The following is a 25,986-nucleotide window of genomic DNA, read 5'->3' as shown; positions in this document are numbered from 1 at the left end:
CCGCCCGCCTGCTGGACCGTGCGCGCCACGATGGACAGCCCGAGGCCCGAGCCGGGCAGCTGGCGGGCGGACGGGGAGCGCCAGAAGCGGTCGAAGACGTGCGGGAGGTCCTCGGCGGGGATGCCGGGGCCGTGGTCCCGCACGGTCAGTTCGCCGCGGTTCAGGGTGACCTCGACCGTTCCGCGCTGGGGGCTGAACTTCACCGCGTTGTCGAGGACGTTGACGACCGCCCGCTCCAGTGCCGCGGGCTCGGCGCGTACGTACCAGGGGGCGAGGTCTGCGGTGATGGTGAGCTCGGGGCCGCGCAGCCGGGCGCGCTGCAGAGCGTTACGGGTGATGTCGTGCAGCGCGACCACCTGGAGGGGCCCGGGCTGGGCGGCGTCGGGGCGGGAGAGTTCCTGGAGGTCGCCGATGAGGGCGGCCAGCTCGGTCATCTGGGCCTTCACCGAGGACATCAGGGCCTTGCGGTCATCGGGCGGGATGGCGCGGCCCGTCTCGTCGCTGCGGGCGAGCAGCTCGATGTTCGTACGGAGCGAGGTGAGCGGGGTGCGCAGTTCGTGCCCGGCGTCCGCGATGAGCTGCGACTGGCGGTCGCGGGAGGTGGCCAGGGAGCTGGTCATGGCGTTGAAGGAGCGTGAGAGCCGGGCGATCTCGTCCTCGCCCTCCGCGGGAATCCGGATGGTCAGGTCCTCGGTCTCGGCCACGTGCTCGACGGCGTGGGCGAGGTCGTCGACGGGGCGGAGCCCGGTGCGGGCGATCCACAGGCCGGCGGCACCCGCGCCGACGACACCGATGCCGGAGACCAGGAGCAGCACCCAGGCGAGGGTGGAGAGCGGGTCGGTGACCTCCTTCTCGGGGCGTGCCACCGAGACGGCGTAGAGCTGGCCGGACGGGCGCAGCTCCAGGCCGTAGGTGTAGACGCGCATCTTCGTGCCGTCCGAGTCGGTGCCCGAGTGCAGCGCGTCCCGCCGTTTGCCCGCCGCCACTGCCAGGTCCTCGTCCGCGGGTGAGATGCGGGTCGTGTTCGGGCTCCCGCAGACCGTTCCGGCCGCGTCGATGATCTGGAGGGTGTAGGAGCCTGGCGGCTTCAGGGGGCCGCGTCCGGCCCCCTGGCAGCTGGCGAGCAGTTCGGTGACGAGCGACCTGTCGACGGCCGGCGAGTTGCGGAGAGAGCTGTCCAGCTGATGCTCCAGCTGCTCCCGCGTCACGAACCAGCAGGCCGCCGCCACCGCCGCCACCGCCACCGCCACCGCCATGGCGACCAGCAGCGCCAGCCGTGAGCGCAGCGGCAGGGCGCGGAGCCGGCGGGGCAGGCCGGTCACCCGTCACCGCCACCCGGGCGCAGGGCGTACCCGACGCCCCGCACCGTGTGGACCAGGCGCGGCTCGCCGCCCGCCTCCGTCTTGCGGCGCAGGTACATCACGTACACGTCCAGGGAGTTGGAGCTGGGTTCGAAGTCGAATCCCCAGACGGCCTTGAGGATCTGCTCGCGGGTCAGTACCTGCCGTGGGTGAGCCAGGAACATCTCCAGGAGGGTGAACTCGGTGCGGGTCAGCTCCACCCGGCGGGTCCCGCGGGTGACCTCGCGGGTGTTCAGGTCCATGCGGAGGTCCGCGAAGGACAGCACGTCGTCGTCGGGGAGGGGCCCGCCCGCCGTGACGGCGTACGAGCTGCGGCGCAGCAGGGCGCGGATGCGGGCGAAGAGCTCGTCCAGCTCGAAGGGCTTGACCAGGTAGTCGTCGGCCCCGGCGTCGAGTCCGGTGACCCGGTCGCCGACGGTGTCGCGGGCGGTGAGCATCAGGATGGGTGTGGTCGACCCGGTGGACCTGATGCGGCGGGCGGCGGTGAGGCCGTCCATGCGGGGCATCTGGATGTCCAGGACGATCAGGTCGGGGGCGTACGACTCGGCCTTGGTGAGGGCGTCGTAGCCGTCCACGGCCACCTCGGTGCCGTAGCCCTCGAACGCGAGGCTGCGCTGCAGGGCCTCGCGCACGGCGGGCTCGTCGTCGACGATCAGGACGCGCTGCGGATCGTCTTCGGCGGGGCTCATCGCTTCGTCCTCTTCCTTCGCTTGACGTGTGCTGTGTGCGGCGCTCTCAGCCTCGCACGGCCGCCGCACGGCGTCGCGCGGCACGTCGTGCACGGCCGGTACCGGTGCGGACCTCGGGCGTACGGGTGGGAGCGGGCGCGGAGGATGCCGGGGCGGCCAGTTCGGCTGCCGGCGCCAGCGGCAGGGCCAGATCGGACGGGCCGGCGGGCGCGGGGGTGGTGTCGGGGTTCATGAAGGCCTCTTGATCAGGAGTCGTCGCCGGCGCGCAGGGTGTCCAGGTCGGCCTTGAGGGTGTTGACCGGGATGGCGAATCCGAGGCCGACGCTGCCCGCAGCCGAGCTGCCCGAGGCGCTGGACGAACTGGGCGAGTACATGGCGGAGTTGATGCCGATGATCTCGCCGTTCATGTTGATCAGGGCGCCGCCGGAGTTGCCGGGGTTGAGCGAGGCGTCGGTCTGCAGCGCCTTGTACGTCGTCTTGGACGAACCGGTCTCGCCGTTGAACTGCTGGCCGCCGAACTCGAACGGCCAGTTCTGACCGCCCTGTTGTTGCTGCTGCTGTTCCTGCTCGTCGTCCTTGGCGACCGTGACGTCCCGGTCCAGCGCCGACACGATGCCGCTGGTCACCGTGCCGGTCAGGCCCTCGGGGGAGCCGATCGCCACGACCTGGTCGCCGACCTTCACCGAGGAGGAGTCGCCGAGCGAGGCCGTCTTCAGTCCGCTCGCGCCCTGGAGCTTGATGAGCGCCAAATCCTTGTCGGGGTCCGTGCCGACGACGTCGGCCGTGTACGTCTTGCCCGTGCTGAGGGCCACCTCGATCTTGGAGGCGCCGGAGATGACGTGGTTGTTGGTGACGATCTCGCCGTCCCCCGTGATGACAACACCGGAACCGGTGGCCTCGCCGGACGAGGACGTCGCGCTGATCTCGACGATGGCCGGCGACACGGCCGCCGCCACACCGGAGACGGTGCCGGCGCTGCTCTGCGAGACGGTGGTGCCGTTGACGACACCGCCGGAGCCGGAGCTGCTGGCGCTGCCGCCCGCGAGTTCACCGATGAGGGTGGCGGTGCCGCCGCCGACCGCCGCCGCGGCGATCGCCACGGCCGCCAGCAGGGCGAGAGGCCGCTTGACCCGGCGCTCGGACTTCGGGGCGTCCGCGACCGGGACGGGCGTGGGCGCCGGGGCCGGCCAGGCGTGACCGGCGGCGGGCACCTCGGCGGTCGGCCGCTCGGGCTCGTACGCCGGCGGCGGCGGGTAGGCCGCCGCGCCACCTGCGTACGAGTCGCTGCCGTGGGGGTCGCTGCCGTACGGGCCGGCGCCGTACGAGCCGCCGCCGTGCTGGTGGCTGCCGTACGGGCCGGCGCCGTACGGGCCGTCGTCGTGCGAGGGGGGCATCGGGTACTCGCCGCTCGGGCGGTGGCTGTCGGTCATGTCTACGAGAGTGGCCAGCGAACATGAGAGCAGCCTGAGTACCCGCTGAGAAGCCCGGCAGAACCGTGTATGCCCGATATGAGGGAGCGCCCCGCTACCGCGCGGTGACCGTCGGTTCGCCGCAGCCGCACGACCGGCGCACCACCAGTGCGGAGGGGAACTGCTTAAGCCGCTCGCGCCGTGACCCCGAGACCCGCAGCGAGTCGTCGAGGACGAGGTCCACGGCTGCCCTGGCCATCGCCGGGCGGTCCGAGAAGACCGTCGTCAGCGGCGGATCGGTCAGCCCCGCCTCCTTCACGTCGTCGAAGCCCGCGACCGCCAGCTCACCCGGTACGTCGATCCGCAGCTCGCGCGCGGCCCGCAGCACACCGATGGCCTGGTCGTCCGTGGAGCAGAAGATCGCCGGGGGCCTGTCGGGCCCGGAGAGCAGCGTCAGGGCCACCTGGTATGCGTCGTAGCGGTTGTACGGGGCGTGGAACAGCCGGCCCTCCGTCGGCCGCCCGGCCTCCTGCATCGCCCTGCGCCAGCCCTCGATGTGGTCGGCGACGGGGTCGCCGACCACCGGGGTCGACTCCGTGCCGCCGAGGCACGCCACGTAGGCGTTGCCGTGTTCCAGCAGGTGGCGGGTGGCGAGCTGGGCACCGCCGACGTCGTCGGTGACGACCGCGACGTCGTCGATCGCCTCGGGGCGCTCGTGCAGCAGGACGACGCGGGCGTCCCATGCCTCGATCTCGGCCGCGGCGCGCTCGCTGGGGCCCTGGCTGACCAGGATCAGCCCGGAGACCCGCATGCCGAGGAAGGCCCGCAGGTAGTGGACCTCGCGCTCGTCGCGGTAGTCCGAATTGCCGACGAGCACCATCTTCCCGCGCTCGGCCGCTGCCTGTTCGACCGCGTGCGCCATCTCGGCGAAGAACGGCTGCCGGGCGTCCGGCACGATCATCCCTATGAGATCGGTGCGCCGCGAGGCCATCGCCTGGGCGACCCGGTCGGGCCGGTAGCCCAGCTCCGCGATCGCGGCGAGCACCCGCTCGCGCGTGGCCGGTGCGACCGGCCTGGGTCCGTTGTTGATGACGTAGCTGACGACCGCTGTCGAGGTCCCCGCCAGTCTCGCCACATCGTCCCGCGTCACCTTGGCCACGCGCGGCAGTCTACGCGGATCGACCTACCGCTTGGCAGGCCGGACCGGGGCTTCTTCGACGATCTCGGCCTGCGCGGACTGCTCCGAACGGGGCACCCGCTCGTCGACCGGTGCCGAGGCCGCCTTGGCCTTGGCCTCCTCGGCGGCCCGGTCCACCTTCTCGGGGGTGACGAAGCGGTAGCCGACGTTGCGCACGGTGCCGATCAGCGACTCGTGCTCGGGGCCGAGCTTGGCGCGCAGCCGCCGCACGTGGACGTCGACGGTGCGGGTGCCGCCGAAGTAGTCGTAGCCCCAGACCTCCTGGAGCAGCTGGGCGCGGGTGAAGACCCGGCCCGGGTGCTGCGCGAGGTATTTGAGCAGCTCGAACTCCTTGAAGGTCAGGTCGAGGACCCGGCCCTTGAGCTTGGCGCTGTACGTCGCCTCGTCGACCGAGAGGTCGCCGTTGCGGATCTCCATGGGGGAGTCGTCGGAGGTGATCTGCTGGCGGCCGGTGGCCAGCCGCAGCCGGGCCTCGACCTCGGCGGGACCCGCGGTGTCCAGCAGTACGTCGTCGATGCCCCAGTCGGCGGTGACGGCGGCGAGGCCGCCCTCCGTCACGACGAGGATCAGCGGACAGCCGGGCCCGGTGGACCGCAGCAGCTGGCACAGCGAGCGGACCTGGGGCAGGTCGCGGCGGCCGTCGATGAGAATGACGTCGGCACCAGGGGTGTCGACGAGTGCGGGTCCCTCGGCGGGGGCGACCCGCACGCTGTGCAGCAGGAGGCCGAGGGCGGGGAGCACCTCCGTCGACGGTTGAAGGGCATTCGTCAGAAGCAGCAGTGAACTCATCGCCGCCCACCTGCCTGGGTCGTCGGTCGATCGTGCACGTTCAGCTCGCCCATTACGTCGGTCCTCCTCGTTCCCTGCGAGAGGGGCACTCCCGGGTCGGACCCGGGGGAGTATGCGGCACTGCTTCGTACTCCCGTACGGCCATCACCTGCGACGGCCGTCATACGGTTCTTACGGTGCGGACCCGCGTCCCGGGGACCGCTGAGCTTGTCGAAACGCTGTCGTAACAACGCTCGGAAAGCACAAAAGGATCCGGGGGCTGCTTTGCCCGGATCCTCTTCGCAGCAGAATAGCCCACATGAGTTCGTTGTCCGAGGGTCGATTCCCGAGTTCTTCTGTTCCCTCGATCACGCGGGTGCCCCGGCGCACCACATTGCTGACCGGTGACGGGGTCCGTATCGAGGCGGTGTACACCCCGTGTACGGCGGGTTCCGCGGCCCCCGGAGGCGCTGCCCCCGGCTCGACCGCCGTCGTCCTCGCGCACGGCTTCACCGGCTCCGTCGACCGGCCGGCGCTGCTGCGGGCCGCCGAGGTGTTCGCCCAGCGTGCGGCCGTGATCACGTTCTCCTTCCGCGGCCACGGACGGTCCGGCGGGCGGTCCACGGTGGGCGACCGTGAGGTGCTGGACCTGGCGGCCGCGGTCGCCTGGGCGCGGTCACTGGGACACCGGCGGATCGTTACGGTCGGCTTCTCGATGGGCGGCTCCGTGGTGCTTCGGCACGCCGCTCTGTATACGGCGCCGGAAGCAGGTGGATCCGCGAACGGGGACGGCCGCGGGGTCGGTGACGCGGAATGGGTGCCCGGGGCCGAACGGGTGCAGCGGCGCACTGAGGCGCAGAGGGCGCATGAGGGGCGCTCAGAGGCGCGTTCAGGTGCGCACACCGATGCGTATACGGACGTGGTCGTCGCCGTGAGCGCACCTGCCCGCTGGTACTACCGCGGCACCGCCCCGATGCGCCGCCTGCACTGGGTCGTCACCCGGCCCACGGGCCGGCTCGTCGGCCGCTACGGCTTTCGCACACGGATCCATCGCGAGGACTGGAACCCCGTGCCGCTGTCACCGGTGGAGGCCGCCCCGCTGATCACCGCACCCCTGCTGATCGTGCACGGTGACCGGGACCCGTATTTCCCCGTCGACCACCCGCGGATGCTCGCGGAGGCGGCGGGGGACAGGGCGGAGCTCTGGCTGGAGCAAGGCATGGGGCACGCCGAGAACGCCGCAGGCGGGGAACTGCTGGCCCGTATCGCCGACTGGACGGAGTCGGCGTGATCCATGATGGACAGCCGACGCACGACGAAAGGGGTGTCGCCATGGCAGCGGGGACGATCCGCTACTGGGCCGCGGCCAAGGCCGCCGCAGGGACAGCGGAGGAGCCGTACGCGGCGCGGACACTTGCCGAGGCACTCGACGGGGTGCGCGAACGGCACCCCGGTGAGCTGACGCGCGTACTGCTCAGATGCTCGTTCCTGATCGACGGGAATCCTGTGGGGACCCGCAGTCATGAGACCGTACGGCTTGCCGAGGGCGGCACGGTCGAGGTGCTCCCGCCGTTCGCAGGAGGGTGAACCGCAGACCATGAGCAACAACGATCAGCAGTATCCGTACGACCCTGGCCACGCGCAGCAGCACGACGGGCAGCAGCCGTATGACCCTGCGTACGGGCAGCAGCAGGCTGCTCAGCCCGTGTACGGGCAGTACGAGCAGCGCCCGGCGCAGGAGGGGCAGCAGCCGTACGAACCGGCGTACGGGCAGTACGGGCAGCGCCCCGCGCAGGAGGGGCAGCAGCCGTACGACCCGGCGTACGGGCAGCAGCAGGCTGCTCAGCCCGTGTACGGGCAGTACGAGCAGCGCCCCGCGCAGGAGGGGCAACAGCCCTATGACCCCGCGTACGGGCAGCAGCAGGCCGCTCAGCCCGTGTACGGGCAGCAGCAGGACCAGCAGCAGCCGTACGCCCAGCAGCAGCCCGCCGTGCACCCGGAGCAGGGTGCCCCCGGGGCTCCCGCGGACCAGGGTGTTACCCAGACGTGGCAGGGCCAGACCTGGGACACCCAGTACCAGCCGACGATCCAGCCGCAGCACCTGGCCGCGCCTGTCCCGCCTGCCGCTCCCGTCCCGCCTGCCGCGCAAGGCTCGCCGGGCGCCTACCCGCTGCCGCCGGAGGCCCCCGTAGCACCGGCAGCCCCGCCAGCACCGGCAGGCTCTGACGGTCAGGGGGCCGCCTCCGCCCGGTCCGACTACAGCGCGCCCACCACCCTGGGCAACAGCCGGATCACCGATGCCCAGCGGGCCCGCGCCGAGGGGCGTTCGCCGATCATCGCGCCGGGGATGCAGCCCGCCGCGATCACCGCGGGTCTCGGCCTGCTCCTCGCGCTCGGTGCCGCGATCGGTCCTTACGCCCTGCTCGTGCCCCTGGTACTGCTGCAGGCCGTGACGGCCGCGGGATGGTTCCGGCTCAACGGCATGTGGCCGGCCAGACAGGGCATCGTGCTCGCGTTCGCCGGCGGCGTCGTGGCCGACGCCGTGCTCCTGGCGTCGGGCCGGAGCAACGCCCCGGCGGCCATCCTCGGCACGCTCGGGGTCTGGGTGCTGCTCACTCTCGTCCTCCAGCTGCGCAGCCGTGCAGGGGCCGACGAGCGGATGTACGGCCTGACCGCGACCGTCGCGTCGTCCGCGCTCGCCGTGCTGGCCGCCGGCCACCTGGCCGCCGTCCCGGACGCGGTGACGGTGGGCGGTATCGCGGTCGCGGCGGCCGTGCTCGTCAGGGCCCTGCCGCTGCCGGGACCGGCTTCGGTCGTCGTGGCGTTGCTCGTCGCGGCGGCAGCGGGCCTGGCCGCCGGGGTGTTCACGGACTTCGGCGCGCAGTCCGCGTTCCTCGGGTTCGCGGCCGGCGGCTGCGCCCTGATCGGGCTGCGGGTCGCGAGCTACGACTACCCGTCCCGCTTCGTGCACATGACGGCGGGAGTGGCACTGCCGCTCACGGCCGCGGCTCCCGCCGTCTATCTGATCGGCCGTGCGATCGCCTGACGATTCTGACGTCTCCGATGCTCCCCCACCGCCGCCGCGCGCCGGTGCCGGGGAACCGGCCGGGCCTTCCACTCGTCGATCACTGCGGGCACACCGCGTGGCGGCAGTAGCCTCACGTGCACCAGGGGTCCAGCCGGTCCGAGTGGGGGAACAACACGCATGCGAGCACTGCGCGTACTGCTGATCATCGCTGTGGTGCTGGGCGGCGTCTTCGTCGCCGTGGACCGCGCCGCCGTGTATTTCGCGGAGTCGGAGGCCGAGGAACGGGTCGCCTTCGGCGGCGCCGAGGCCGGTTCGACGGAGGTCTCCATCAAGGGCTTCCCCTTCCTGACCCAGGTGGCCGGGTCGGAGTTCGACCGTGTGGACGTCACGGTGAAGGACATCCGCGCCAGTGCGGCCGGACGGGAGATACGGATCAGCGAGATCCAGGCCCAGCTGCGTCAGGTGACGCTGGGCGCCGGCTACACCAGCGCGACGGCCTCCCGGGCCACGGGGACGGCCGTCCTCTCGTACGCGGCCCTCACGGAGGCGGCCGACGAAGGCGTCACGGTCGCGTACGGCGGCAACGGCAAGGTCAAGGTCACCGGATCCGTCCGGATCCCGCTGCTGGATCAGACGGTCTCGCGCAGCGTGCTGTCCACGGTCACCCTGGTCGACGGTGACACCGTCAGGGTGCGCGCCGACGAGGTCCCGGGCGAGGGCATCCCCGGCCTGGAGGGGCTGGTCAGGAAGAAGACCGACTTCGAGCGCGGGATCGGCGGACTGCCCGACGGCCTGAAGCTGGAGAAGATCGAGGTGGCGCCCGGTGGCCTGGAGATATCGATGTCGGGTGCCGACATCCGGCTCGCGGGATGACGACGTGACATGCCGCGGCCCAGAATGACACCCGGCCGGGCAGGGCGCAGGGGCTTGGCGCTGGGACGGGCCGGACGGCAGATCCAGATATTGAGACGGCTCGTCCGTACCGGGGTCGACCGTCGCGCGCCGGGCGCCTGATTCCTGGCCGACGCCGCGTCCGACCGCGATTCGGTCTCGCATAACGGACGATCGTGTCTCATCATCTGAAACGACGGTGACATCTCCGCCCGTACCTCCCTACGATCGGACGCATGAAGCGACAGGCGGACCTCACGAAGCGGCGGGCAGTAGACCTGTGCCGCGTCGCCGCCATGCTCTGTCGCACCTTCTGAGCGGGACCTCTCCCGTTTCCCCCGGCCCTTCGACGACGTCAGGGCCGCACCCGTGCCTTCCGTACGCGTTCCGCTCACATGCACCTGCGCGTACACCTCGCACTCAGCTCCATCGCACCACCCCGCCGCAGACTGCCCCGGAGGAGAATCACATGAGCCGCGCAGACGTTCTGGTCGACGCCGACTGGGTCGAGGCCCACATCGACGACCCGCAGGTCGCCATCGTCGAGGTCGACGAGGACACCTCGGCGTACGAGAAGAACCACATCAGGAACGCGATCCGGATCGACTGGACCAAGGACCTCCAGGACCCGGTCCGCCGTGACTTCGTCGACCAGGCCGGCTTCGAGAAGCTCCTGTCCGAGAAGGGCATCGGCAACGACACGCTGGTCGTCCTCTACGGCGGCAACAACAACTGGTTCGCCTCGTACGCGTACTGGTACTTCAAGCTCTACGGCCACGAGAACGTCAAGCTCCTCGACGGCGGCCGTAAGAAGTGGGAGCTCGACTCCCGCGACCTGACCGACGCCGTCCCGGCGCGCCCGGCCACCCAGTACAAGGCCAAGGCCCAGGACGAGTCGATCCGGGCCTACCGCGACGACGTCGTGGCCGCCATCGGCAGCCAGAACCTCGTCGACGTGCGTTCGCCCGACGAGTTCAGCGGCAAGCTGCTCGCCCCGGCGCACCTCCCGCAGGAGCAGTCGCAGCGCCCCGGCCACGTGCCGAGTGCCCGCAACATCCCGTGGTCGAAGAACGCCAACGACGACGGCACGTTCAAGTCGGACGACGCGCTCAAGGCCCTTTACGAGGACGAGCAGGTGGACCTCTCCAAGGACACCATCGCCTACTGCCGCATCGGTGAGCGCTCCGCGCTCACCTGGTTCGTCCTGCACGAGCTGCTCGGCCAGGAGAACGTCAAGAACTACGACGGTTCGTGGACCGAGTACGGCTCCCTCGTGGGCGTGCCGATCGAGCTCGGCGCCAACAAGTAGTTCCCCGCAGCCATTCGCACCGCAGGACCCCGACCAGAAGGACAGAACACCATGTGTGGAGCACAGGCCGGTGGCCCCGACGCTTCGACGATCAAGCCGGGCGAGACGACCATCCAGGGCAGCGTGACCCGTGACGGCGAGCCCGTCACCGGCTACGTCCGTCTGCTGGACTCGACCGGTGAGTTCACCGCCGAGGTCCCGACCTCGGCGACCGGTCAGTTCCGCTTCTACGCGGCCGAGGGCACCTGGACGCTCCGCGCCCTGGTCCCGGGCGGCACCGCCGACCGTACGGTCGTGGCGCAGACCGGTGGCCTCGCCGAGGTCGCCATCGCCGTGTAGTTCACGCGCACCGACGGCCGGAGGGCCGCACCCCAGGGGGTTGGACGCCACCTGAGCGGGGTGCGGCCCTTCGCGCCGTCCACATGCGCCACGGCGCCGGAGCGCTCTACGCTGGACTCATGTACGCCCGGCGTAGGCGCGCCTATTTCTGGATGATGGGCGGATGCCTCTTCCTCTTCGTCTCGGCCTGGGCCTTCGTACGTCTCTGGTCCGTCCCTGCGGCCGTGGCGATGTGTGTGGTCGCCATGGTCATACCGCCCGTGGCGGCGATCGTCGCCAACCGCCGGGGGCCTGAGGACCGTTGGTGGGACGACCCGGCCCAGGGCTCCCGGTCCTCCTCGGGCACCGAACCCTCCCGGGACACCCGGCCCTCCCAGGACACTCAGCCCTCCCGGGACACCCGGCAGCCCTCAGAGGAAACCCGGTCCTCCAAGGACGCCCGGCCCCGCTCGCCCCGGGAGGAGCTCACGGGTGACCCGACGTCGGACGCGTGGTGGGACGAGCTGGACGGCAGGAACCGCCGCAGGTAGGACGGCAGCGGTCGCGGATCAGTAGACGAGTGCCTGTGTGCCGTCCGCCATGGCCTCCTGCACGAAGACCTGGGCGCCTGCGATCCGTACGCCCTCCAGGACGTCCTTCTCCGTGATGTCGCGTCGAGCCGCGCACTGGGTGCAGAGCGTGACCCCGCCACCCGCCAGGATCGAGTCGATCAGATCGGGCAGCGGCGCGGAGTGCGGCAGTTCGAACTCGGCGGCGCGCCCCGGCAGCGCGAACCAGGCGGACTCGCCGGTCAGCCACAGAGAGACCTCCACCCCGCTGGCGACAGCCACGGCCGCCACGGTGAAGGCCTGCGAGCAGCGCTCCGGGGCATCGGCTCCGGCGGTCACCTTGATCACTAGCTTCTTCGGCATGTGCCGAACTGTAATCCGCGGCGGGGCAACCTCCCCTGTGGCCTGTGGGTCAGTTGTGTGCGCGGGTAAAGGAATCTGCGCCTCAGGTCTCTTGGGGGGGACCCTTTTGGAACCGAACGACACCATTTCCGGCTCGCCGGACGACGAGCCGGCCTCCGCCCCGGGACGCCCGCGTCCACGGGGCCGTACGACCCTGCTGATCGCCGCCGCCGCTCTGCTCGGGATCTCCGGCGGCACTGCGGTCGGCTACGGCGTCCAGGCGGAGAGGCCGCCGACGCCTCTGCCCGCCCTGTCACAGACTGAGCTGGCGTACCCCGCGAAGGCGCTTCCCGCGGACAAGGCCCCTGCCCCGCTGCCCGCCTCGCAGGACCGTCAGGTCCGGACCGACGGCGATCTGCGCGAACTGCTGATCGAACGCCCGGCGGGATGGATCGAGGACGAGGAGGCCGACTGGCTGGACGACGGCTGGATGAGCGTGGGCAGCCTCGCGCGCGACTTCGACTTCGAAGCCGACATGTTCGAGTACCTCCTGGAGTCCGACGTGCGTCGCATCGCGGGGGCCTCCTGGAAGAAGGGCGACGACCGCGAGGCCAAGATCCGGCTCGTCCAGTTCTCCTCCGGTGTGAAGAACGCGGCCGCGGAGTTCGCCGACGCTCAGCGCTCGTACATGTCCGGGACGGAGACAGGCGCGGGCAACGAGGGCGACCCGGTCAAGGGGAGCGGAGAGGGCCGCTACTACGTCTACGACGTGGACCGGCAGCCCGGCTTCCTGCCCTACTACCGGGCCAGGGCCGTCATGCACCGCGGCGACATCATGATCGAGATCAATCTGTTCGACACCCGGCCGGTCAGTAAGGCGGACATCCGGACGCTGGCCGAGCGACAGCTGGAGCGCCTGTGAACGACATCTCCCTGCCTGGGACCTCCGAGGCGGGCCCGCTGCCGGAAACGGCTGACGCCCCCGATGCGTCCGGTGCTCCGGCGCGTCCCGGGCGCGCCCGGCGGAAACTGCTCACGGCGCTTCCCGTCCTGCTGGTGCTCGGCACGGTCGGCGTCGCTGCCGGTTACACGCATGCCACGGTCGACGAGGCGGACCGCAGCGTGGAGACGACCGTCTGGCGGGTGTCCGCGCACGAGCCCGGCAAGGACCCCGCGCGGGACACGAGCCGCGGCAGGTCGGACACCGCGCTCAGCAAGCTGATGCTGCCCGTGCCCGCCGGCTACCGGCTCGGCCCGGACGACGGCGAGTACGGCAACGACGACGAGATGGACGGTGAGCAGGCCGTCGCCGCGATGAAGGAGGGCAACCGCGGGCTCGCGGGCAAGGAACGCCGGGATTACGACAAGCGGATCGACAAGCTGCGCGTGCAGGGTCTCGCCGTCCGTTCGTACACCACCCAGGAGGACGAACTGGAGGTGCACGCCCAGATCGTGCGGATGAAGGACAAGAAGGCCGTACGGAGCTTCCACACCTTCCAGACGGAGCTGTTCGACGCCCTGGGGATCTTCCGGAAGGGCCCTGAGGTCAAGGGCCACACCCGGAACGCGGCCTGCTATCTGCAGCCCGAGGACAGCGGGAGCGACATCGAGGACATGGTGTGTGCGGCGTACGACGGGGAGCTGAGCATCAGCGTCTCGGCAACCGGCGTCAAGCCCGTCGACAAGGCGGCCGTCGTCGAGCTGCTGAAGGACCAGCTGGACCACATCAAGTCCCCCGGGGAGTACGTATGACCGAGCAGACGGCCGAACCGGTCGACGAGGCCGCCGCTCTCGTACCGGAACCGGGACCCGCGCCGACGCCGGGACCCGCGCCGACGCCGGGACCCGCGCCGACGCCGGGACCCGCGCCGACGCAGGGACCGGCATCCGCGACAGCCACCCTCCTCCCCCCGGTCCCGCAGGAGCCGCCGCAGCTCCCACCGGTCCCCGCACACGCACCCACCACGCCCGGACCTCCGCGCCGCGTCCTGCGGGCGGCGCTCCGGTGGACGGCCGCCGTGCTGGTGCTCGGCGGGCTCGGTGCGGGGACGGCCGCCGGCATCACATCGATGGAGCGCACCGACGTACCGGGGCTCGGCACGCGCGGCGACGGGCGCTGGGACTACCCGGAGCTGAGCCTCCCGGCCCTGCCCGCCGATGCGCCCCGCCCGTTCAGCGACTCCAACGCCGCCGAGGTCCACCACGCCGACCTGCGGCGCCTGCTGCTGCCCGCGCCCGCCGGTGCCACCGTGGACAAGGAGCTCGACGGCGGCTGGGTGGATGTCGCCCGGTACGCCGCCGAGTACGGCAAGGACGAGCGGGCCGCACTCACCCAGCGGCTGGAGGACTCCGCGCTGCGGCACATAGCGGCCCGCGGCTGGACCATGCCGGACGGCACGTCGTCCCGGATCTATCTGCTCCGGTTCAACTCCGTCGCGTACTCCACCGCGTTCCGTGACGAGCTCATGGAGGACGTCTCCCGGCCGCTTCCGCTCGCCGGGGCGGCCGAGTCCTCCCTCGACGAGGACTGGAATGTCGTGGACGGGCCGGAATTCACCACGGCGCAGTCCTTCGCCGAGAGCGTGCCCTACGGGGCCGCGCAGGTCCGTCACGCCTATGTGCTGGCCGGGGACACCGTCGCCCTGGTCGTCCAGGCGAGGAAGGGCGCGGGCGGCAGCGAGGCCGTTCCGTTCCACCAGACCGTCGTCCTGCAGAACCAGCTCCTGGGCTGACGCGACCGGCCCGGGAAACCCCGGGCCGCCGTGCCGGGCCCCCACCCATTAGGCTGGGGGCCCGGCCGCCTGCTGCCGTCATGTCGTTCGTTCCGAGGAGCTCCCGTGCTTGAGGCTTTCTTCTCCGCCCTGCTGGTGCTGGTCTGCATCGGCGTGCTCGCCTTCGCCGCCGTGACCGTGAAGAAGCTGTACCAGGGCCAGCGCTGACCCTCGCCGAACACCTTCCGTACACCCTCACAGATCGTCTGAGCCGCTCATGATCGAGATTCCGTCCGACCTCCACCCGGACCTCGTACCCCTGGCCTTCCTCCTCGGGAACTGGGCGGGTGCCGGCGTCTCCGACTTCCCCGGCGCCGAGAAGTGCAACTTCGGCCAGGAAGTCACCTTCAGCCACGACGGCCGCGACTTCCTCGAATACGTCTCGCACTCCTGGGTGCTGGACTCCGAGGGCAACCAGGTCGAGCCGCTCGAGTCCGAGTCCGGCTACTGGCGCATCGACAAGGACCGCAAGGTCGAGATCGTCATGGTCCGCGACCAGGGCATCGTCGAGGTCTGGTACGGCGAGCTGGCGAAGCAGAAGCCGCAGATCGACATCGTCACCGACGCGGTGGCCCGCACCGCCGCCTCCGGCCCGTACAGCGGCGGCAAGCGCCTCTACGGCTATGTGCACAGCGACCTGATGTGGGTCGGCGAGAAGGCCACCCCCGACGTGGAGCTGCGGCCCTACATGTCGGCGCACCTGAAGAAGGTCGTCACCCCCGAAGAGGTCGCCGCGATGGCGAAGAGCCTCGGGGACATGCCGGACGACGGCATCGCGTTCTTCAAGTAGCCGGTCCGGGCTGTCGCCCGTCCCGCCCGAGCCCTTGGCCGCCTTCCCGGTGCCAGGGGCTTTCGCGTGCTTCCGGTGTTGCCGCGGGCGGTGACTGCCGAGCGAGCGGGGGTTAACAGATGCTCGTGCACTGCAATGCGCTTGCGTCGCCGGGTGTGGCTCGCTACGGTAGGAGCCGCTGCGGAGCCCATCGCGTCCGACTGGTTCGGACAACGCGGAACCCCCAGTCGCATTGCGCGCGACTGGGGGTTCCGTAAGCCGTGCTTCGGGCGGCGTGTAAACAGAGGCGGACCCAAAGCGTTCGTCGCCCACCGTACCACGGTGGGTGGCCGCGCAGTCCAGAGGTGCGCGGCGACCATCACGGCAGGGGCCGGAAACAGGGGGAGCATCATGGCGGACGCATGGCCGGAATGGATGGGGCGGGCGTTCTCGGAGCCGAGGATGGAGCCGTACCGCGACGCTTGCGGTGGCGACGTCCCGCAGGCGTGTCGGCTGTACTGGTGGAACGTCGAGGTGTGTGCGGCGCTCTACGGGCCGCTGCACTGCCTGGAGCTCGCTCTGCGCAATGCCTTGCACGTGGTGCTGACCGAGCACTACGGGAGGGCGGACTGGTGGGAGGCGGCGCCCCTCAACGCGCACGGCCTGAGACTCGTGGCCAAGGCCCGCACGAAGTGCGCCGGCCGGCGGGGCCGCGGACGGCGTCCGGTGGGGACGGACAGCGTGGTGGCAGAACTCTCCTTCGGCTTCTGGGCCGCACTGCTCAGCGCTGGCTCCGGCTACGACCGTACGTTCTGGGTGCCGGTGGTCCACAAGGCATTCCCCCACTACGGAGGGCGACGTGACACCCTGTACGACGAGCTGTGGTCCCTGGTGCTCCTGCGTAACCGGGTCATGCACCATGAGCCGGTGTACACGCGGCACCTCGCGGCGGACCACGCCAAGATCTACCGTCTTCTCGGGTACCTGAGCCCCGCTCTCGTCCCTGAGGTGCGGGCGATGGACCGGTTCCCCTCTGTGCTGCGCCACCGTGGGACGACCTGTGACGGCAGCCGCCGCCCCCGGTTCTGAGCATCCGCACCCGACCGCTCCGGGTTCACCCCGGGGCCACACTGGAGGACTTCGTGGCGCCCACCACCGGACCCGTGGTCACGCGCGCGGACATCGCCCGCCGCACGGCGGTACGCCGACCGGCCGTCAGCAACTGGCAGCGCCGTTACGCCGACTTCCCCGAAGCCGTGTCACGGAACGACGAGGATGTCGAGCTGTTCCCGGAAGCCGAGGTGCAGACCTGGCTGGACCGCCGGATGATCCCCGCCAACGCCCGTCGGGCGGGGGAGGGAGCCGGGGCGACCTACGGTGACCGCTTCCGGCAGCAGGGCGCCACAACGGGGTTCGTCGCCGCGGTCCGCGCACTGGTGGAAGATCCGCGGCACTTCGGTGATCACATCCCGCAGGATCACTACCTGCTGCTCCTGATGGCCCTCGTGCATACGCGTCAACTGCGTCCGGAGGTCTGGCGCGCCTGTGCGGACAGGCCGGGGGACGCGGTCGAAGCGGTGCGGCACGTCCTGTGGGAAGACCGCGCGTACCGCTTGTCGGACCTGCTCGGCCGGTCGCTCGACAGGTGCCCGCCGCACATGCTCGCGGAGCTCGTGGCCGCTCTCGACTCCGCCTCGCCGGAGCCCGGAGCCGGCGCGGAGGCGTTCGACCTGCTGCTGGCCGCTTACGGGGATGTGGCCGGCGGAACTGCCGGCGAGCTGCCGACCCCTCCCTCGGTGGCCCGTGCGGTGGCCGGGATGCTGATGAGCGAGCCGCCCTCCGCCGACGGCCCGCCCGTGCGCCTGCACGACCCCTACTGCCGGGCCGGCGAGATGCTGGCCGCTTCCGTCGACGCCGTGCGAGCCTCCGCCCCGGTGCCGCCGTCGCTGTCAGTCAGCGGTTCCGGGACCCAAGCCGTGCCCGGCGAGCTGGCAGGCATGAATCTGGCGCAGCGGCGCCAGCCGGCCGACCTGCGTACGGAGCCGGGGGCGGAGGACCGTGGCGCAGGCCCGGGGGGCCGGTTCGACCGTGTCCTGACGAACCCTCCGTTCAACGAACGGCTCACCAGGCGTTCCGGGCATCACGCCACGCACTGGAGCTACGGGGACCCGCCGGCTCACAACGCCAACTACGACTGGCTGCAGTTCGTGGTCCACAGCCTCTCCGAGCGGGGCCGGGCCTGTGTGGTGATGCCGACCAACGCGGCGTCCTCCGCACACACCGGTGAACGGCGGATCCGGCGGGCCATGATCGAGGACGGTGCGGTCGAGGCCCTGGTCGCGCTGCCGCCGCAGCTCTTCCCCGCCACCGCGGTCGCCGTGAGCGTGTGGATCCTGAAGCACCCGACGGGATCCTGCCGGGACGTCTTCTTCCTCGACGCGACGGGTCTGGGATCCATGACGTCCCGCACCCGCCGTGTGCTCGCGGCCGAGGACACGGACCTGCTGGTCCGGATCACCAGGTCCCGGGAGGAGCGGAAGGGCCTCAGCCGTACCGTCGGCATCGACGAGATCCGGGCGCACGGACACTCGCTGAGCGCGACCGCCTACCTGACCACCGGGGCCACCGAGCCGGCCCCGGCCGCGACCGGCGGCCAGGTGCGGGCGCTGGCCGGACGCCTGGCGGAGCTCGGCGACCGTGCGCGCGACGTCGACCGGCACATCGAGACCCTCCTCAAGGAGTACGGACTGTGACCACGGACATCGAGGAGGGCCTGCCGCAGGGCTGGGGAGTCGTCCCGCTGTCGCAGCTGTGCGAGCTGCGGTCGGCCGGGACCCCGGTGACCGTGCTGAAGGAGGCGGAGCCGGGCGCGGTGCCGTTGGTGAGGCCCGCCGATCTGCGGGAGCGCCGGATCGTTCACTCCGGCACCGCCTTCGTCAGCGGCATCCAGGCCCAGGGGCTGGACCGCGGACGCATCCGTGCGGGGGACATCCTCGTCACGCGTACCGGCACCGTGGGGCGCGTCGCCCTGGTCACCGACGCGGAGAGCGGGTGGTTCCACAACACACACGTGCTCTGCCTCAGACCGTCCGACGCGGCGTCCGCACCGTATCTGGCCGGCTTTCTCGCCGGACCCGGATCCGTGGCCTGGATGAACGGCCACGCCGCCGGGAGTGCCATCCGGTCGATCACCGTCGGCGCGTTGGCCGGTCTGCCGGTCGTGCTCCCTCCGCCCGGTGAGCAGCGGCGGATCGGTGCCGTGCTGGGCGCGCTGGACGAGAAGATCCGGGTGCACGAGGAGATCGCGCGTACGACGGGGCTGCTGCGTGAGTCCCTCGCCGGGCTGCTGATGAGCGGGAAGGTCTCCGTGCCCCCGAAATGAGCCCGGCTCCGCCCTACACTGGGGCTGTGGTGAGCACCGACTGGAAGACCGATCTTCGGCAGCGCGGCTACCGGCTGACGCCGCAGCGTCAGCTTGTCCTGGAGGCAGTCGACAAGCTGGAGCACGCGACGCCCGACGACATCCTCTGCGAGGTGCGCAGGACGGCGTCGGGTGTGAACATCTCCACCGTCTACCGGACCCTGGAGCTCCTGGAGGAGCTCGGGCTGGTCAGCCACGCCCACCTAGGGCACGGCGCACCGACGTATCACCTGGCGGACCGCCACCACCACATCCACCTCGTCTGCCGGGACTGTACGGACGTCATCGAGGCCGACGTCGACGTGGTCGCCGACTTCACCGCGAAGCTGCGGGGCACCTTCGGCTTCGAGACCGACATGAAGCACTTCGCGATCTTCGGGCGCTGCGCCGACTGCACGGCGAAGGCGGCAGGGGCGGGACCGGCGGAGGAACAGGGCAGCGCGCGGTAGACCCGGCCGCCCGGGTCGTACGCTGGTCGCATGAAGAGCCCCCTGCTGTCCCTGCCCGGCGCCGTCCCCGCCGAGGGGCGCGACGAAGGTGTCGCCGCGCACTACGGCGACCTGTTCCGTGAGCAACGCGCACTGGCCGACGGCAGCGGTCTCGTCGACCTCTCGCACCGCTCGGTCGTCACGGTCACCGGCGACGACCGGCTGGCCTGGCTGCATCTGCTGCTCACCCAGCACGTCAGCGACCTCGCGCCGCACCAGGCGACGGAGGCGCTGATCCTCTCCGCCCACGGGCACATCGAGCACGCCCTCTATCTGGTCGACGACGGCACGACGGTGTGGATGCACGCCGAGCCGGGGACCGGGGGCGAGCTGATCGCGTACCTGGAGTCGATGAAGTTCTTCTACCGGGTCGAGGTCGCCGACCGCACGGAGGACTTCGCCGTCGTGTACCTGCCGGCCGGTTCCATCGCCGAGGTCCCGGACGGCGCCGCCGTACGGGAGACGGCACACGGCCGCGATCTCTTCCTGCCCCGGGCCGGCCTGGAGGCGTACGCCGCCGCGCACGGGCCCGTGGCCGGGATCCTGGCGTACGAGGCGCTGCGCGTCGAGGCGCACCGCCCGCGGCTGGGCTTCGAGACCGACCACCGCACCATCCCGCACGAGCTGGGCTGGATCGGTACCGCGGTGCACCTGCAGAAGGGCTGCTACCGGGGCCAGGAGACGGTCGCCCGTGTCCACAACCTGGGGAAGCCGCCGCGCCGCCTCGTCTTCCTGCACCTCGACGGCAGCGAGGTCCACCTGCCCGGCCACGGCACACCGGTCCGGCTCGCGGCCGACGGCGAGGCGGGCCGCCAGCTCGGCTTCATCACCACCTCGGCCCGCCATCACGAGCTGGGCCCGATCGCCCTGGCACTGGTGAAGCGGAACACCGCGGTGGACGCGGAACTGCTCGCGGGCGACACCGCCGCGGCCCAGGAGACCGTCGTCGAGCCCTAGGGGAGCCGGGAGCGGCCCGCCGCCGCTACACCTCGACCAGCACGGTGAACGGGCCGTGGTTCGTGAGCGAGACCCGCATGTCCGCCCCGAACCGGCCCGTCTCCACCTGCGCACCGAGCGCGCGCAGCTGCGCCACCACCTCGTCGACCAGCGGCTCGGCGACCTCGCCCGGCGCGGCGGCGTTCCAGGTGGGCCTGCGGCCCTTCCTGGCATCCCCGTAGAGAGTGAATTGCGAAATGACCAAAAGCGGTGCATTCACATCCGAGCAGGACTTCTCGCCCTCCAGGATTCGCAGGGTCCACAGCTTGCGGGCGAGCTGCGCCGCCTTCTCCTCGGTGTCGCCGTGAGTAACCCCCACCAGCACACACAGCCCCTCGCCGACGATCTCGCCGACCGTTCCGGTCCCTGACGGACCGTCCGAGGCGCCCGCGACGGTGACGCTCGCGCCGTCCACTCTCTGTATCACTGCACGCATACAGACCAACCTATCTTGGGCTGAACGGGTACAGAGCACCTGCGTGAACACCGTGCGTAGTGACACCATGCACGATGTCGGTGTGCCGACGCACCGGTCGAGGGGATGAACATCATGACGACACGTGGAACCGGGCCATCCCCCGGTGCCGTACCAGTGACACGTACAGCCGCCGGCCTGCGGCCCCCGGTGCAGCGGACCGGAGAAGCCCCCGGCCAGCCGGCCGCACCGCCCGTGCAGGTGCCGGGAACGGTGTCCGTGCCCGGGCAGACCGGGGGACGTGCGGTCGAAGGGCTGGCCTCCGTACGTCCACAGCCGGAGTTCGGCGGGCTGCGGCTGCCGGACCTGCGCAGGCTGCGCCGTGACGCCCAGCGCGACGAGGCGGACCTCAGTTACGTACGCCGTCTGGTCCAGGGCCGGATCGACATCCTCCGGGCCGAGCTCGCCCGCCGGCCGGGTCCCGACTCGCCCGTGGTCGACCGGCTCTCGGAGATCCTCGCCGACACCCCGTCCGTCCACCGCTCCTCGGCCCGGCACGTCACCCTCACGACGCCGCGCAGCGACGAGTACCGGCAGCTGGCGGCGGACACGCTGGCGGAAGTCGAGCTCTCCGACCTCGACGCCCGGACGGACGAGGAGCTGCTCACCGCCATGGGACGGCTGGTGCGCTACGAGCGGCAGGTGTCCCGGCGCCGTCACCGCCTCCAGCGGACCGTCGACGATTGCAGCGCGGAGATCGCCCGCAGGTACCGTGACGGGGAAGCACAAGTAGAGGACCTGCTCGCCTGAAGCGACCCTTTCGGGGGCGGGTCACGCCCGTCCCCGGAAGGCCGCCCACCCCATGACCTCCTCCATAGCCCCGTTCCCGTCCTCGTCGTCCGTGCATCCGGTCCTGGCCGAGGTCGTGCGGTCCGGTTTCACCGAGGGCAGCCACCGGGGGTCGCTGGTCGTCCTCGCAGCCGACGGGAGCGTGGAGCTCGCGCTCGGTGACCCGGCCGCCCCGGTCTTCCCACGGTCGTCGAACAAGCCGATGCAGGCCGCCGCGATCCTGCGGGCCGGCCTCGACCTCTCGGGGGAGCGGCTGGCACTGGCCGCCGCGAGCCACTCGGGGGAGCCCTTCCACCTCGACCTGGTGCGCACGATGCTCGCCGAGCACGGGCTCGGGGCCGGCGACCTGCAGACACCGCCCGACCTGCCGCTGGACCCGGTCGAGGCAGAGGCGTACCTCGCCGCCGGAGGTGTGCGGGAGCCGCTCACCATGAACTGCTCCGGCAAGCACACGGCGATGCTCGCCGTCTGCCTGCGCAACGGATGGGACACGGCGACCTATCTCGACCCGTCCCATCCGCTGCAGCGGCTGGTCGGAGAGGTCGTCGCGGAGGCGGCGGGCTCGCCCGCGCGTTCCGCACGTTCGTGCTGGCGGAGCCCGGCACGGCGGAGCGCCGGGTCGCGGACGCGATGCGGGCGCACCCGGAGTACGTCGCCGGTACGCGGCGGCCGGACACCTGGCTGATGCGGGAGGTGCCGGGCGCGCTCTCCAAGATGGGCGCGGAGGCGGTCCAGGCGGTGGCGCTCCCGGACGGGAGGGCCCTGGCCTTCAAGATCGACGACGGTTCCACCCGCGCCCTGGGCCCGGTCCTGGCCCGCTCCCTCGAACTGCTGGGCGTCGACGCCCCGGTCGTGTCCCGCATCGGTCGGGCTCCGCTGCTGGGCGGGGCCGTGGAGGTGGGCGAGGTCCGGGCGGCGTTCTGAGCGGCGCCGGGCCCACCGGAAATCCGGGAGACATTCCGAACGCCCTGTGCCTAGCGTGGGCCGTATGAACCTTGATCCACGCACCGTCTCCGTAGCCGAGTACCCCCACTGGCTGCGCGCCGTGGGGACCGGGTTCCTGCGGGCGTCGGCCGGGGTCCCCGGGGAGGAGGAGGTCGCGTTGCACCTGGCCCGTACCGACCTGGACCGTGTCCAGGGCGTGTTCGAAGCCGGGCGCTGTGTGGCCACCTTCCGGTCGTTCGCGCAGGAACTGACCGTCGTCGGCGGCGCGAAGGTGCCGGCGGACGCGATCACCGCCGTGACGGTGACACCCACACACCGCCGCCGGGGCCTGCTCGGCCGGATGATGGCAGCGGACCTGGCGGCGGCGAAGGAGCGCGGCGACGTCGTCGCCTCGCTGATCGCCGCGGAGTACCCGATCTACGGGCGGTACGGCTTCGGTCCGGCCACCTGGACCACGAAGTGGGAGATCGATGTCCCCCGGGCGGGCCTGGATCCCCGCAGGGCGGTCCCGTCCGAGGCGGACGGTGGGCGGATCGAGCTGGTGGACGGCGCGGACGTGCGCAAGCTGGGACCCGGACTCCACAGCCGTGTCGCCGCGCGGCAACACGGCATGGTGTCCCGGGACGAGCGCTGGTGGCAGCGCAACACCGGCATGGGCGTCCCGGCGCTCGAGACGTGGACGGAGCCGTTCTACGCGATCTACCGCTCGCCGGACGGGGAGGCCGACGGGCTGATCATCTACCGCGCCGACGACCGCTGGGGCGACGGGAAGCAGCCGCTCAACACGGCGACGGTGTCCGGCATGATCGCCGCCACCCCGGCTGCTGAACGCGCGCTGTGGGAGTTCGTCTGCTCCATCGACTGGATCACCACGGTCCGTTCGGGCCACCGCGCCCCCGACGACCTGCTTCCCCTCCTTCTCCCGGACCCGCGAGCCGCCCGCGTCGCGACCCGGGCGGACTGGCTGTGGCTGCGCGTCCTGGACGTCCCCCGGGCCCTGGAGGCGCGTACGTACGCGATCGACAGCGCCTTGGTCCTGGAGGTCCGGGACGCCACGGGCCTGGCGGGCGGCCGGTTCCTGCTGGAGGTGTCACCGTCCGGCGCCTCGTGCGTCCCCACGACACGGGACGCCGACATCACGCTCGACTTGGCGGAGCTGGGCGCGCTCTGCCTGGGTGACGGGTCGCCGGTGCGGCTGGCCGCGCTGGGCCGGCTCGACGAACACCGCGCGGGCGCGGCGGCGACGGCGGACCTGGTGTTCCGGGCGCCACGGCGGGCGTGGTGCCCGGACGTGTTCTGACGGGCCGGCCGGCGCCGGCCGCCGCGCAGGAGGTGCCGGGGACGCCGGCCGCTCCCACGCTCCGGCAGGTCGCGGGCACCTACGCGCAGTGGTTCAGGGCGCGTTCCCGCGTCACCGCGTCCGCACCCTGAACAGCACCCCCGACAGGGCCACGGCCACCGTCAGTATCCCGGCCGCCCAAGCGAGCGCGGTCCAGGGTGCGTTGCCCACCGGCTGGTCCAGGAGGAGACCGCGGAGGGATTCGATGGCCGGGGTGACCGGCTGGTGGTCGGCGAAGCCGTGGAGCCAGCCCGGCATGCTGTCGACCGGGACGAACGCGCTGCTCGGGTACGGCAGGAACGACATGAAGAAGGTGAACCCGCCGGCCGCTTCGGGCGTCCGGGCGAGCAGGCCGATCGCGGCGGAGATCCAGGACAGGGCCACGATGTAGGCGAGCAGAACGGCGGTGACGGCGAGCCAGCCCGCGGGGGTGGCCGCGGGACGGAAGCCGATGAGCAGGGCCACGGCGAACACCAGCGTGGTGGAGACCAGGTTGCGCACCGTGCTCGCCACCACATGGCCGGCCAGGATGGGCATCGCGCCGATGTCCAGGGAGCGGAAACGGTCGATGATGCCGCCCTTCATGTCCTCGCTCACCGCCACCGCGGTGGTGGCCGAGCCGAAGCCGGCACACAGGAACAGGACACCCGGGACGACGTACATGACGTACGAGTCGTATGCGGTGCCCGTGTCGATCGCACCGCCGAAGAAGTAGACGAAGATCAGCATCAGCATGATCGGCAGCATCATCGACGTGATGACGGCGTCGATGTTGCGACGGCTGAGGAGCAGGCTGCGCCCCGTCATGACCGTGGCGTGGGTCAGGGCTCCGGGTGCGTCAGACATGGGCCGGTGCCTCCGTCCGGTCGGTGGTGAGGGCGAGGAAGACGTCGTCGAGGGTCGCGCTGCGCACGGAGAAGCGGTCGATGTCGGTGCGGTGCGGGTCGATCTCGTCGAGCAGGGCGCGGGCGTGCGCGGCGGTGCCGTCCGTCGGGAGACCCAGCGTGAGGGTCTCGGGGGAGTGGTGGACGGCGCGGGTGGCCAGCCGGAGGTAGGCCTCGCGGCTGCTGAGGACGAGGTCGAGGCGGTGTCCGGAGACCCGGGATTTCAGGGTCTCCGGGGTGCCTTCGGCGACGGCGCGTCCCTTGTCGAGGACGGTGATCCGGTCGGCGAGCTGATCGGCCTCCTCCAGGTACTGGGTGGTGAGCAGCACCGCGGCGCCCCGGCCCGCGAGGTCGCGGACCACCTGCCAGAGCTCGCGGCGGCTGCGCGGGTCGAGGCCGGTGGTGGGCTCGTCGAGGAAGAAGACACCGGGTTCGGGCGAGCCGACCAGACCCGCCGCCAGGTCCAGGCGGCGCCGCATCCCCCCGGAGTACGTACGGGCCTGGCGGCGGGCCGCGTCGGTGAGGCCGAATCGGACGAGGAGTTCCTCGGCACGTCGACGGGCACGGGTGCGGGTCAGGCCGGAGAGCCGCGCCATCATCCGCAGGTTCTCCTCGCCGGTCAGGGTCTCGTCGACGGCGGCGAACTGCCCGGTCAGGCTGATGGCGCGGCGCACCGCGCGCCGGTCGGCGACGACGTCGTGCCCCGCGACGCGCGCCGTGCCGGAGTCGGCGGTGGCGAGGGTGGCGAGGATCCGCACGGTCGTGGTCTTGCCCGCGCCGTTGGGGCCGAGCAGTGCGTGGATGCCGGCGCGGGCAAGACCNNGGTCCCCCTTCTGCGTATGTCATACGCGTTACTGCGTAAGCATTACGCAAACCTAGGATGGTGGCAAGCCAGTACGGGGAAAGGCGGCATCGGATGACGGAGAACAGCAGCGCGTCGTCGGGCGGTACCGGCCTGCCGGCCAGCATCGAGGCCGCGTGGGGACTGCGGGAGCGTCCGGTCAAGGGCCCCAAGCCCGGCCTGACGCTGGACCGCATCGTCGACGCGGCCGTGTCGGTGGCCGCGTCGGAGGGCCTCCCGGCCGTCTCGATGGGCCGGGTCGCCAAGGAACTAGGCGCCTCCACGATGTCGCTCTACCGCTACGTGTCCGCCAAGGAGGAGCTGTACGTCCTCATGCAGGAGGCGGCGATGGGTGCCCCTGAGCCCCTGCCCTCCAGTGTCTGCAG

The 25,986-nt window shown here is 71.6% G+C and carries 28 protein-coding genes and 3 pseudogenes; 21 read left to right on the top strand and 10 right to left on the bottom strand.

The annotated features are described in order from the left end of the window. The 6 genes from BFF76_RS28240 to BFF76_RS28215 all read right to left on the bottom strand — a co-directional run. Window positions 1-1,322: sensor histidine kinase (locus BFF76_RS28240; protein WP_065849337.1), on the bottom strand; the 1,322-nt coding region annotated here is incomplete at its 3' end. Next, window positions 1,319-2,050, bottom strand: a complete 732-nt coding sequence (locus BFF76_RS28235; protein ID WP_065849336.1) for a response regulator transcription factor — start codon at window positions 2,048-2,050, stop codon at window positions 1,319-1,321. The genes BFF76_RS28240 and BFF76_RS28235, both read right to left, overlap by 4 nt. 46 nt (window positions 2,051-2,096) lie before the next feature. Next, complete coding sequence (locus BFF76_RS28230) at window positions 2,097-2,282, bottom strand: hypothetical protein (protein WP_053930690.1); 186 nt, start codon at window positions 2,280-2,282, stop codon at window positions 2,097-2,099. A gap of 13 nt (window positions 2,283-2,295) precedes the next feature. Further along, window positions 2,296-3,480 (bottom strand): S1C family serine protease, encoded by a 1,185-nt coding sequence (locus tag BFF76_RS28225; protein ID WP_065849335.1) that lies wholly within the window; start codon window positions 3,478-3,480, stop codon window positions 2,296-2,298. Between the two features lie 94 nt (window positions 3,481-3,574). Then, window positions 3,575-4,618 (bottom strand): LacI family DNA-binding transcriptional regulator, encoded by a 1,044-nt coding sequence (locus tag BFF76_RS28220; RefSeq protein WP_065849334.1) that lies wholly within the window; start codon window positions 4,616-4,618, stop codon window positions 3,575-3,577. 24 nt (window positions 4,619-4,642) lie between these two features. Then, a complete protein-coding gene (locus tag BFF76_RS28215) occupies window positions 4,643-5,446 on the bottom strand; it encodes a response regulator transcription factor (protein ID WP_053930687.1) in 804 nt (267 codons plus the stop codon). Between the two features lie 298 nt (window positions 5,447-5,744). On the opposite strand from BFF76_RS28215, the gene BFF76_RS28210 reads away from it, so the two are divergent. The 8 genes and pseudogenes from BFF76_RS28210 to BFF76_RS34155 form a co-directional block, all read left to right on the top strand. After that, the gene (locus BFF76_RS28210) at window positions 5,745-6,716 is read left to right on the top strand and encodes an alpha/beta hydrolase (protein ID WP_078958952.1); all 972 of its coding nucleotides are present in this window, start codon (window positions 5,745-5,747) and stop codon (window positions 6,714-6,716) included. Between the two features lie 41 nt (window positions 6,717-6,757). Beyond that, window positions 6,758-7,012 (top strand): MoaD/ThiS family protein, encoded by a 255-nt coding sequence (locus BFF76_RS28205; protein WP_031093544.1) that lies wholly within the window; start codon window positions 6,758-6,760, stop codon window positions 7,010-7,012. Window positions 7,013-7,022: 10 nt separating this feature from the next. Next, complete coding sequence (locus BFF76_RS28200; protein WP_065849333.1) at window positions 7,023-8,471, top strand: hypothetical protein; 1,449 nt, start codon at window positions 7,023-7,025, stop codon at window positions 8,469-8,471. A 159-nt stretch (window positions 8,472-8,630) separates the two neighbouring features. Further along, entirely contained in the window at window positions 8,631-9,326 is a 696-nt protein-coding gene (locus tag BFF76_RS28195) for an LmeA family phospholipid-binding protein (RefSeq protein WP_031093539.1), read from the top strand. Window positions 9,327-9,580: 254 nt separating this feature from the next. Next, complete coding sequence (locus BFF76_RS34780; protein WP_350310325.1) at window positions 9,581-9,661, top strand: putative leader peptide; 81 nt, start codon at window positions 9,581-9,583, stop codon at window positions 9,659-9,661. A 152-nt stretch (window positions 9,662-9,813) separates the two neighbouring features. Then, on the top strand, window positions 9,814-10,653 hold the full coding sequence (locus BFF76_RS28190) for a sulfurtransferase (RefSeq protein ID WP_053930684.1): 840 nt from the start codon (window positions 9,814-9,816) through the stop codon (window positions 10,651-10,653). A gap of 51 nt (window positions 10,654-10,704) precedes the next feature. Then, complete coding sequence (locus tag BFF76_RS28185) at window positions 10,705-10,992, top strand: DUF1416 domain-containing protein (RefSeq protein ID WP_014154938.1); 288 nt, start codon at window positions 10,705-10,707, stop codon at window positions 10,990-10,992. Window positions 10,993-11,111: 119 nt separating this feature from the next. After that, window positions 11,112-11,309 (top strand): annotated as a pseudogene (locus BFF76_RS34155) (DUF3099 domain-containing protein); the annotation flags it as partial. A gap of 231 nt (window positions 11,310-11,540) precedes the next feature. On the opposite strand, the gene BFF76_RS28175 reads toward BFF76_RS34155, so the two are convergent. Further along, entirely contained in the window at window positions 11,541-11,903 is a 363-nt protein-coding gene (locus BFF76_RS28175; RefSeq protein ID WP_031093532.1) for a DsrE family protein, read from the bottom strand. Window positions 11,904-12,009: 106 nt separating this feature from the next. On the opposite strand from BFF76_RS28175, the gene BFF76_RS28170 reads away from it, so the two are divergent. The 9 genes from BFF76_RS28170 (at window position 12,010) to ygfZ (ending at window position 20,288) form a co-directional block, all read left to right on the top strand. Further along, window positions 12,010-12,804, top strand: a complete 795-nt coding sequence (locus BFF76_RS28170; RefSeq protein WP_065849332.1) for a hypothetical protein — start codon at window positions 12,010-12,012, stop codon at window positions 12,802-12,804. Continuing rightward, window positions 12,801-13,634: a hypothetical protein gene (locus BFF76_RS28165; protein WP_053930682.1), complete on the top strand. Its 834-nt coding sequence runs from the start codon at window positions 12,801-12,803 to the stop codon at window positions 13,632-13,634. The genes BFF76_RS28170 and BFF76_RS28165 overlap by 4 nt, the downstream gene beginning before the upstream one ends. After that, window positions 13,631-14,614, top strand: coding sequence for a hypothetical protein (locus BFF76_RS28160; RefSeq protein WP_065849331.1), 984 nt, complete (start codon window positions 13,631-13,633; stop codon window positions 14,612-14,614). The genes BFF76_RS28165 and BFF76_RS28160 overlap by 4 nt, the downstream gene beginning before the upstream one ends. A gap of 256 nt (window positions 14,615-14,870) precedes the next feature. Continuing rightward, window positions 14,871-15,443, top strand: a complete 573-nt coding sequence (locus BFF76_RS28155) for a heme-binding beta-barrel domain-containing protein (RefSeq protein ID WP_053930680.1) — start codon at window positions 14,871-14,873, stop codon at window positions 15,441-15,443. A gap of 390 nt (window positions 15,444-15,833) precedes the next feature. Next, window positions 15,834-16,511: a hypothetical protein gene (locus tag BFF76_RS28150; protein WP_065849330.1), complete on the top strand. Its 678-nt coding sequence runs from the start codon at window positions 15,834-15,836 to the stop codon at window positions 16,509-16,511. A 53-nt stretch (window positions 16,512-16,564) separates the two neighbouring features. Further along, window positions 16,565-18,175, top strand: coding sequence for an N-6 DNA methylase (locus BFF76_RS28145; RefSeq protein WP_065849329.1), 1,611 nt, complete (start codon window positions 16,565-16,567; stop codon window positions 18,173-18,175). Further along, window positions 18,172-18,804: a restriction endonuclease subunit S gene (locus tag BFF76_RS28140; protein WP_031093522.1), complete on the top strand. Its 633-nt coding sequence runs from the start codon at window positions 18,172-18,174 to the stop codon at window positions 18,802-18,804. Before BFF76_RS28145 ends, BFF76_RS28140 begins: the two co-directional genes overlap by 4 nt. Before the next feature lie 26 nt (window positions 18,805-18,830). Next, on the top strand, window positions 18,831-19,292 hold the full coding sequence (locus tag BFF76_RS28135) for a Fur family transcriptional regulator (protein ID WP_031093521.1): 462 nt from the start codon (window positions 18,831-18,833) through the stop codon (window positions 19,290-19,292). A 30-nt stretch (window positions 19,293-19,322) separates the two neighbouring features. After that, window positions 19,323-20,288: a CAF17-like 4Fe-4S cluster assembly/insertion protein YgfZ gene (ygfZ, locus tag BFF76_RS28130; protein WP_053930678.1), complete on the top strand. Its 966-nt coding sequence runs from the start codon at window positions 19,323-19,325 to the stop codon at window positions 20,286-20,288. A gap of 25 nt (window positions 20,289-20,313) precedes the next feature. Here the strand turns inward: ygfZ and dtd are convergent, their stop codons facing one another. Beyond that, window positions 20,314-20,763, bottom strand: a complete 450-nt coding sequence (gene dtd, locus BFF76_RS28125) for a D-aminoacyl-tRNA deacylase (protein WP_031093519.1) — start codon at window positions 20,761-20,763, stop codon at window positions 20,314-20,316. 114 nt (window positions 20,764-20,877) lie between these two features. Here dtd and BFF76_RS28120 point away from each other — a divergent pair, with 114 nt between their 5' ends. The 3 genes and pseudogenes from BFF76_RS28120 (at window position 20,878) to BFF76_RS28110 (ending at window position 23,836) form a co-directional block, all read left to right on the top strand. Then, window positions 20,878-21,552 (top strand): RsiG family protein, encoded by a 675-nt coding sequence (locus BFF76_RS28120; protein WP_031093518.1) that lies wholly within the window; start codon window positions 20,878-20,880, stop codon window positions 21,550-21,552. Between the two features lie 52 nt (window positions 21,553-21,604). Then, window positions 21,605-22,515, top strand: a pseudogene (locus BFF76_RS28115) (asparaginase). 64 nt (window positions 22,516-22,579) lie between these two features. After that, window positions 22,580-23,836, top strand: coding sequence for a GNAT family N-acetyltransferase (locus tag BFF76_RS28110; RefSeq protein WP_065849328.1), 1,257 nt, complete (start codon window positions 22,580-22,582; stop codon window positions 23,834-23,836). 111 nt (window positions 23,837-23,947) lie between these two features. Here the strand turns inward: BFF76_RS28110 and BFF76_RS28105 are convergent, their stop codons facing one another. After that, the gene (locus BFF76_RS28105) at window positions 23,948-24,721 is read right to left on the bottom strand and encodes an ABC transporter permease (protein WP_053930675.1); all 774 of its coding nucleotides are present in this window, start codon (window positions 24,719-24,721) and stop codon (window positions 23,948-23,950) included. Then, window positions 24,714-25,580 (bottom strand): annotated as a pseudogene (locus BFF76_RS28100) (ATP-binding cassette domain-containing protein); the annotation flags it as partial. The gene BFF76_RS28105 and the pseudogene BFF76_RS28100, both read right to left, overlap by 8 nt. A gap of 95 nt (window positions 25,581-25,675) precedes the next feature. Between BFF76_RS28100 and BFF76_RS28095 the strand changes: the two are divergent. After that, window positions 25,676-25,986: TetR/AcrR family transcriptional regulator (locus tag BFF76_RS28095; protein ID WP_141695683.1), on the top strand; the 311-nt coding region annotated here is incomplete at its 3' end.

Origin of the sequence: Streptomyces mutomycini (assembly GCF_001700505.1) — a bacterium.
GTDB classification, from domain to species: domain Bacteria; phylum Actinomycetota; class Actinomycetes; order Streptomycetales; family Streptomycetaceae; genus Streptomyces; species Streptomyces mutomycini.
The sequence above is the reverse complement of the archived record's forward strand: the minus strand, read 5'-3'. Positions and strand labels throughout refer to the sequence as shown.

Coding starts and splice junctions, on each gene's coding strand:
- BFF76_RS28235 (WP_065849336.1), bottom strand. CDS start 2,050: ATGAGCCCCGCCGAAGACGATCCGCAGCGCGTCCTGATCGTCGACGAC.
- BFF76_RS28230 (WP_053930690.1), bottom strand. CDS start 2,282: ATGAACCCCGACACCACCCCCGCGCCCGCCGGCCCGTCCGATCTGGCC.
- BFF76_RS28225 (WP_065849335.1), bottom strand. CDS start 3,480: ATGACCGACAGCCACCGCCCGAGCGGCGAGTACCCGATGCCCCCCTCG.
- BFF76_RS28215 (WP_053930687.1), bottom strand. CDS start 5,446: ATGAGTTCACTGCTGCTTCTGACGAATGCCCTTCAACCGTCGACGGAG.
- BFF76_RS28210 (WP_078958952.1), top strand. CDS start 5,745: ATGAGTTCGTTGTCCGAGGGTCGATTCCCGAGTTCTTCTGTTCCCTCG.
- BFF76_RS28205 (WP_031093544.1), top strand. CDS start 6,758: ATGGCAGCGGGGACGATCCGCTACTGGGCCGCGGCCAAGGCCGCCGCA.
- BFF76_RS28200 (WP_065849333.1), top strand. CDS start 7,023: ATGAGCAACAACGATCAGCAGTATCCGTACGACCCTGGCCACGCGCAG.
- BFF76_RS28195 (WP_031093539.1), top strand. CDS start 8,631: ATGCGAGCACTGCGCGTACTGCTGATCATCGCTGTGGTGCTGGGCGGC.
- BFF76_RS34780 (WP_350310325.1), top strand. CDS start 9,581: ATGAAGCGACAGGCGGACCTCACGAAGCGGCGGGCAGTAGACCTGTGC.
- BFF76_RS28190 (WP_053930684.1), top strand. CDS start 9,814: ATGAGCCGCGCAGACGTTCTGGTCGACGCCGACTGGGTCGAGGCCCAC.
- BFF76_RS28185 (WP_014154938.1), top strand. CDS start 10,705: ATGTGTGGAGCACAGGCCGGTGGCCCCGACGCTTCGACGATCAAGCCG.
- BFF76_RS28175 (WP_031093532.1), bottom strand. CDS start 11,903: ATGCCGAAGAAGCTAGTGATCAAGGTGACCGCCGGAGCCGATGCCCCG.
- BFF76_RS28160 (WP_065849331.1), top strand. CDS start 13,631: ATGACCGAGCAGACGGCCGAACCGGTCGACGAGGCCGCCGCTCTCGTA.
- BFF76_RS28155 (WP_053930680.1), top strand. CDS start 14,871: ATGATCGAGATTCCGTCCGACCTCCACCCGGACCTCGTACCCCTGGCC.
- BFF76_RS28150 (WP_065849330.1), top strand. CDS start 15,834: ATGGCGGACGCATGGCCGGAATGGATGGGGCGGGCGTTCTCGGAGCCG.
- ygfZ (WP_053930678.1), top strand. CDS start 19,323: ATGAAGAGCCCCCTGCTGTCCCTGCCCGGCGCCGTCCCCGCCGAGGGG.
- dtd (WP_031093519.1), bottom strand. CDS start 20,763: ATGCGTGCAGTGATACAGAGAGTGGACGGCGCGAGCGTCACCGTCGCG.
- BFF76_RS28120 (WP_031093518.1), top strand. CDS start 20,878: ATGACGACACGTGGAACCGGGCCATCCCCCGGTGCCGTACCAGTGACA.
- BFF76_RS28110 (WP_065849328.1), top strand. CDS start 22,580: ATGAACCTTGATCCACGCACCGTCTCCGTAGCCGAGTACCCCCACTGG.
- BFF76_RS28105 (WP_053930675.1), bottom strand. CDS start 24,721: ATGTCTGACGCACCCGGAGCCCTGACCCACGCCACGGTCATGACGGGG.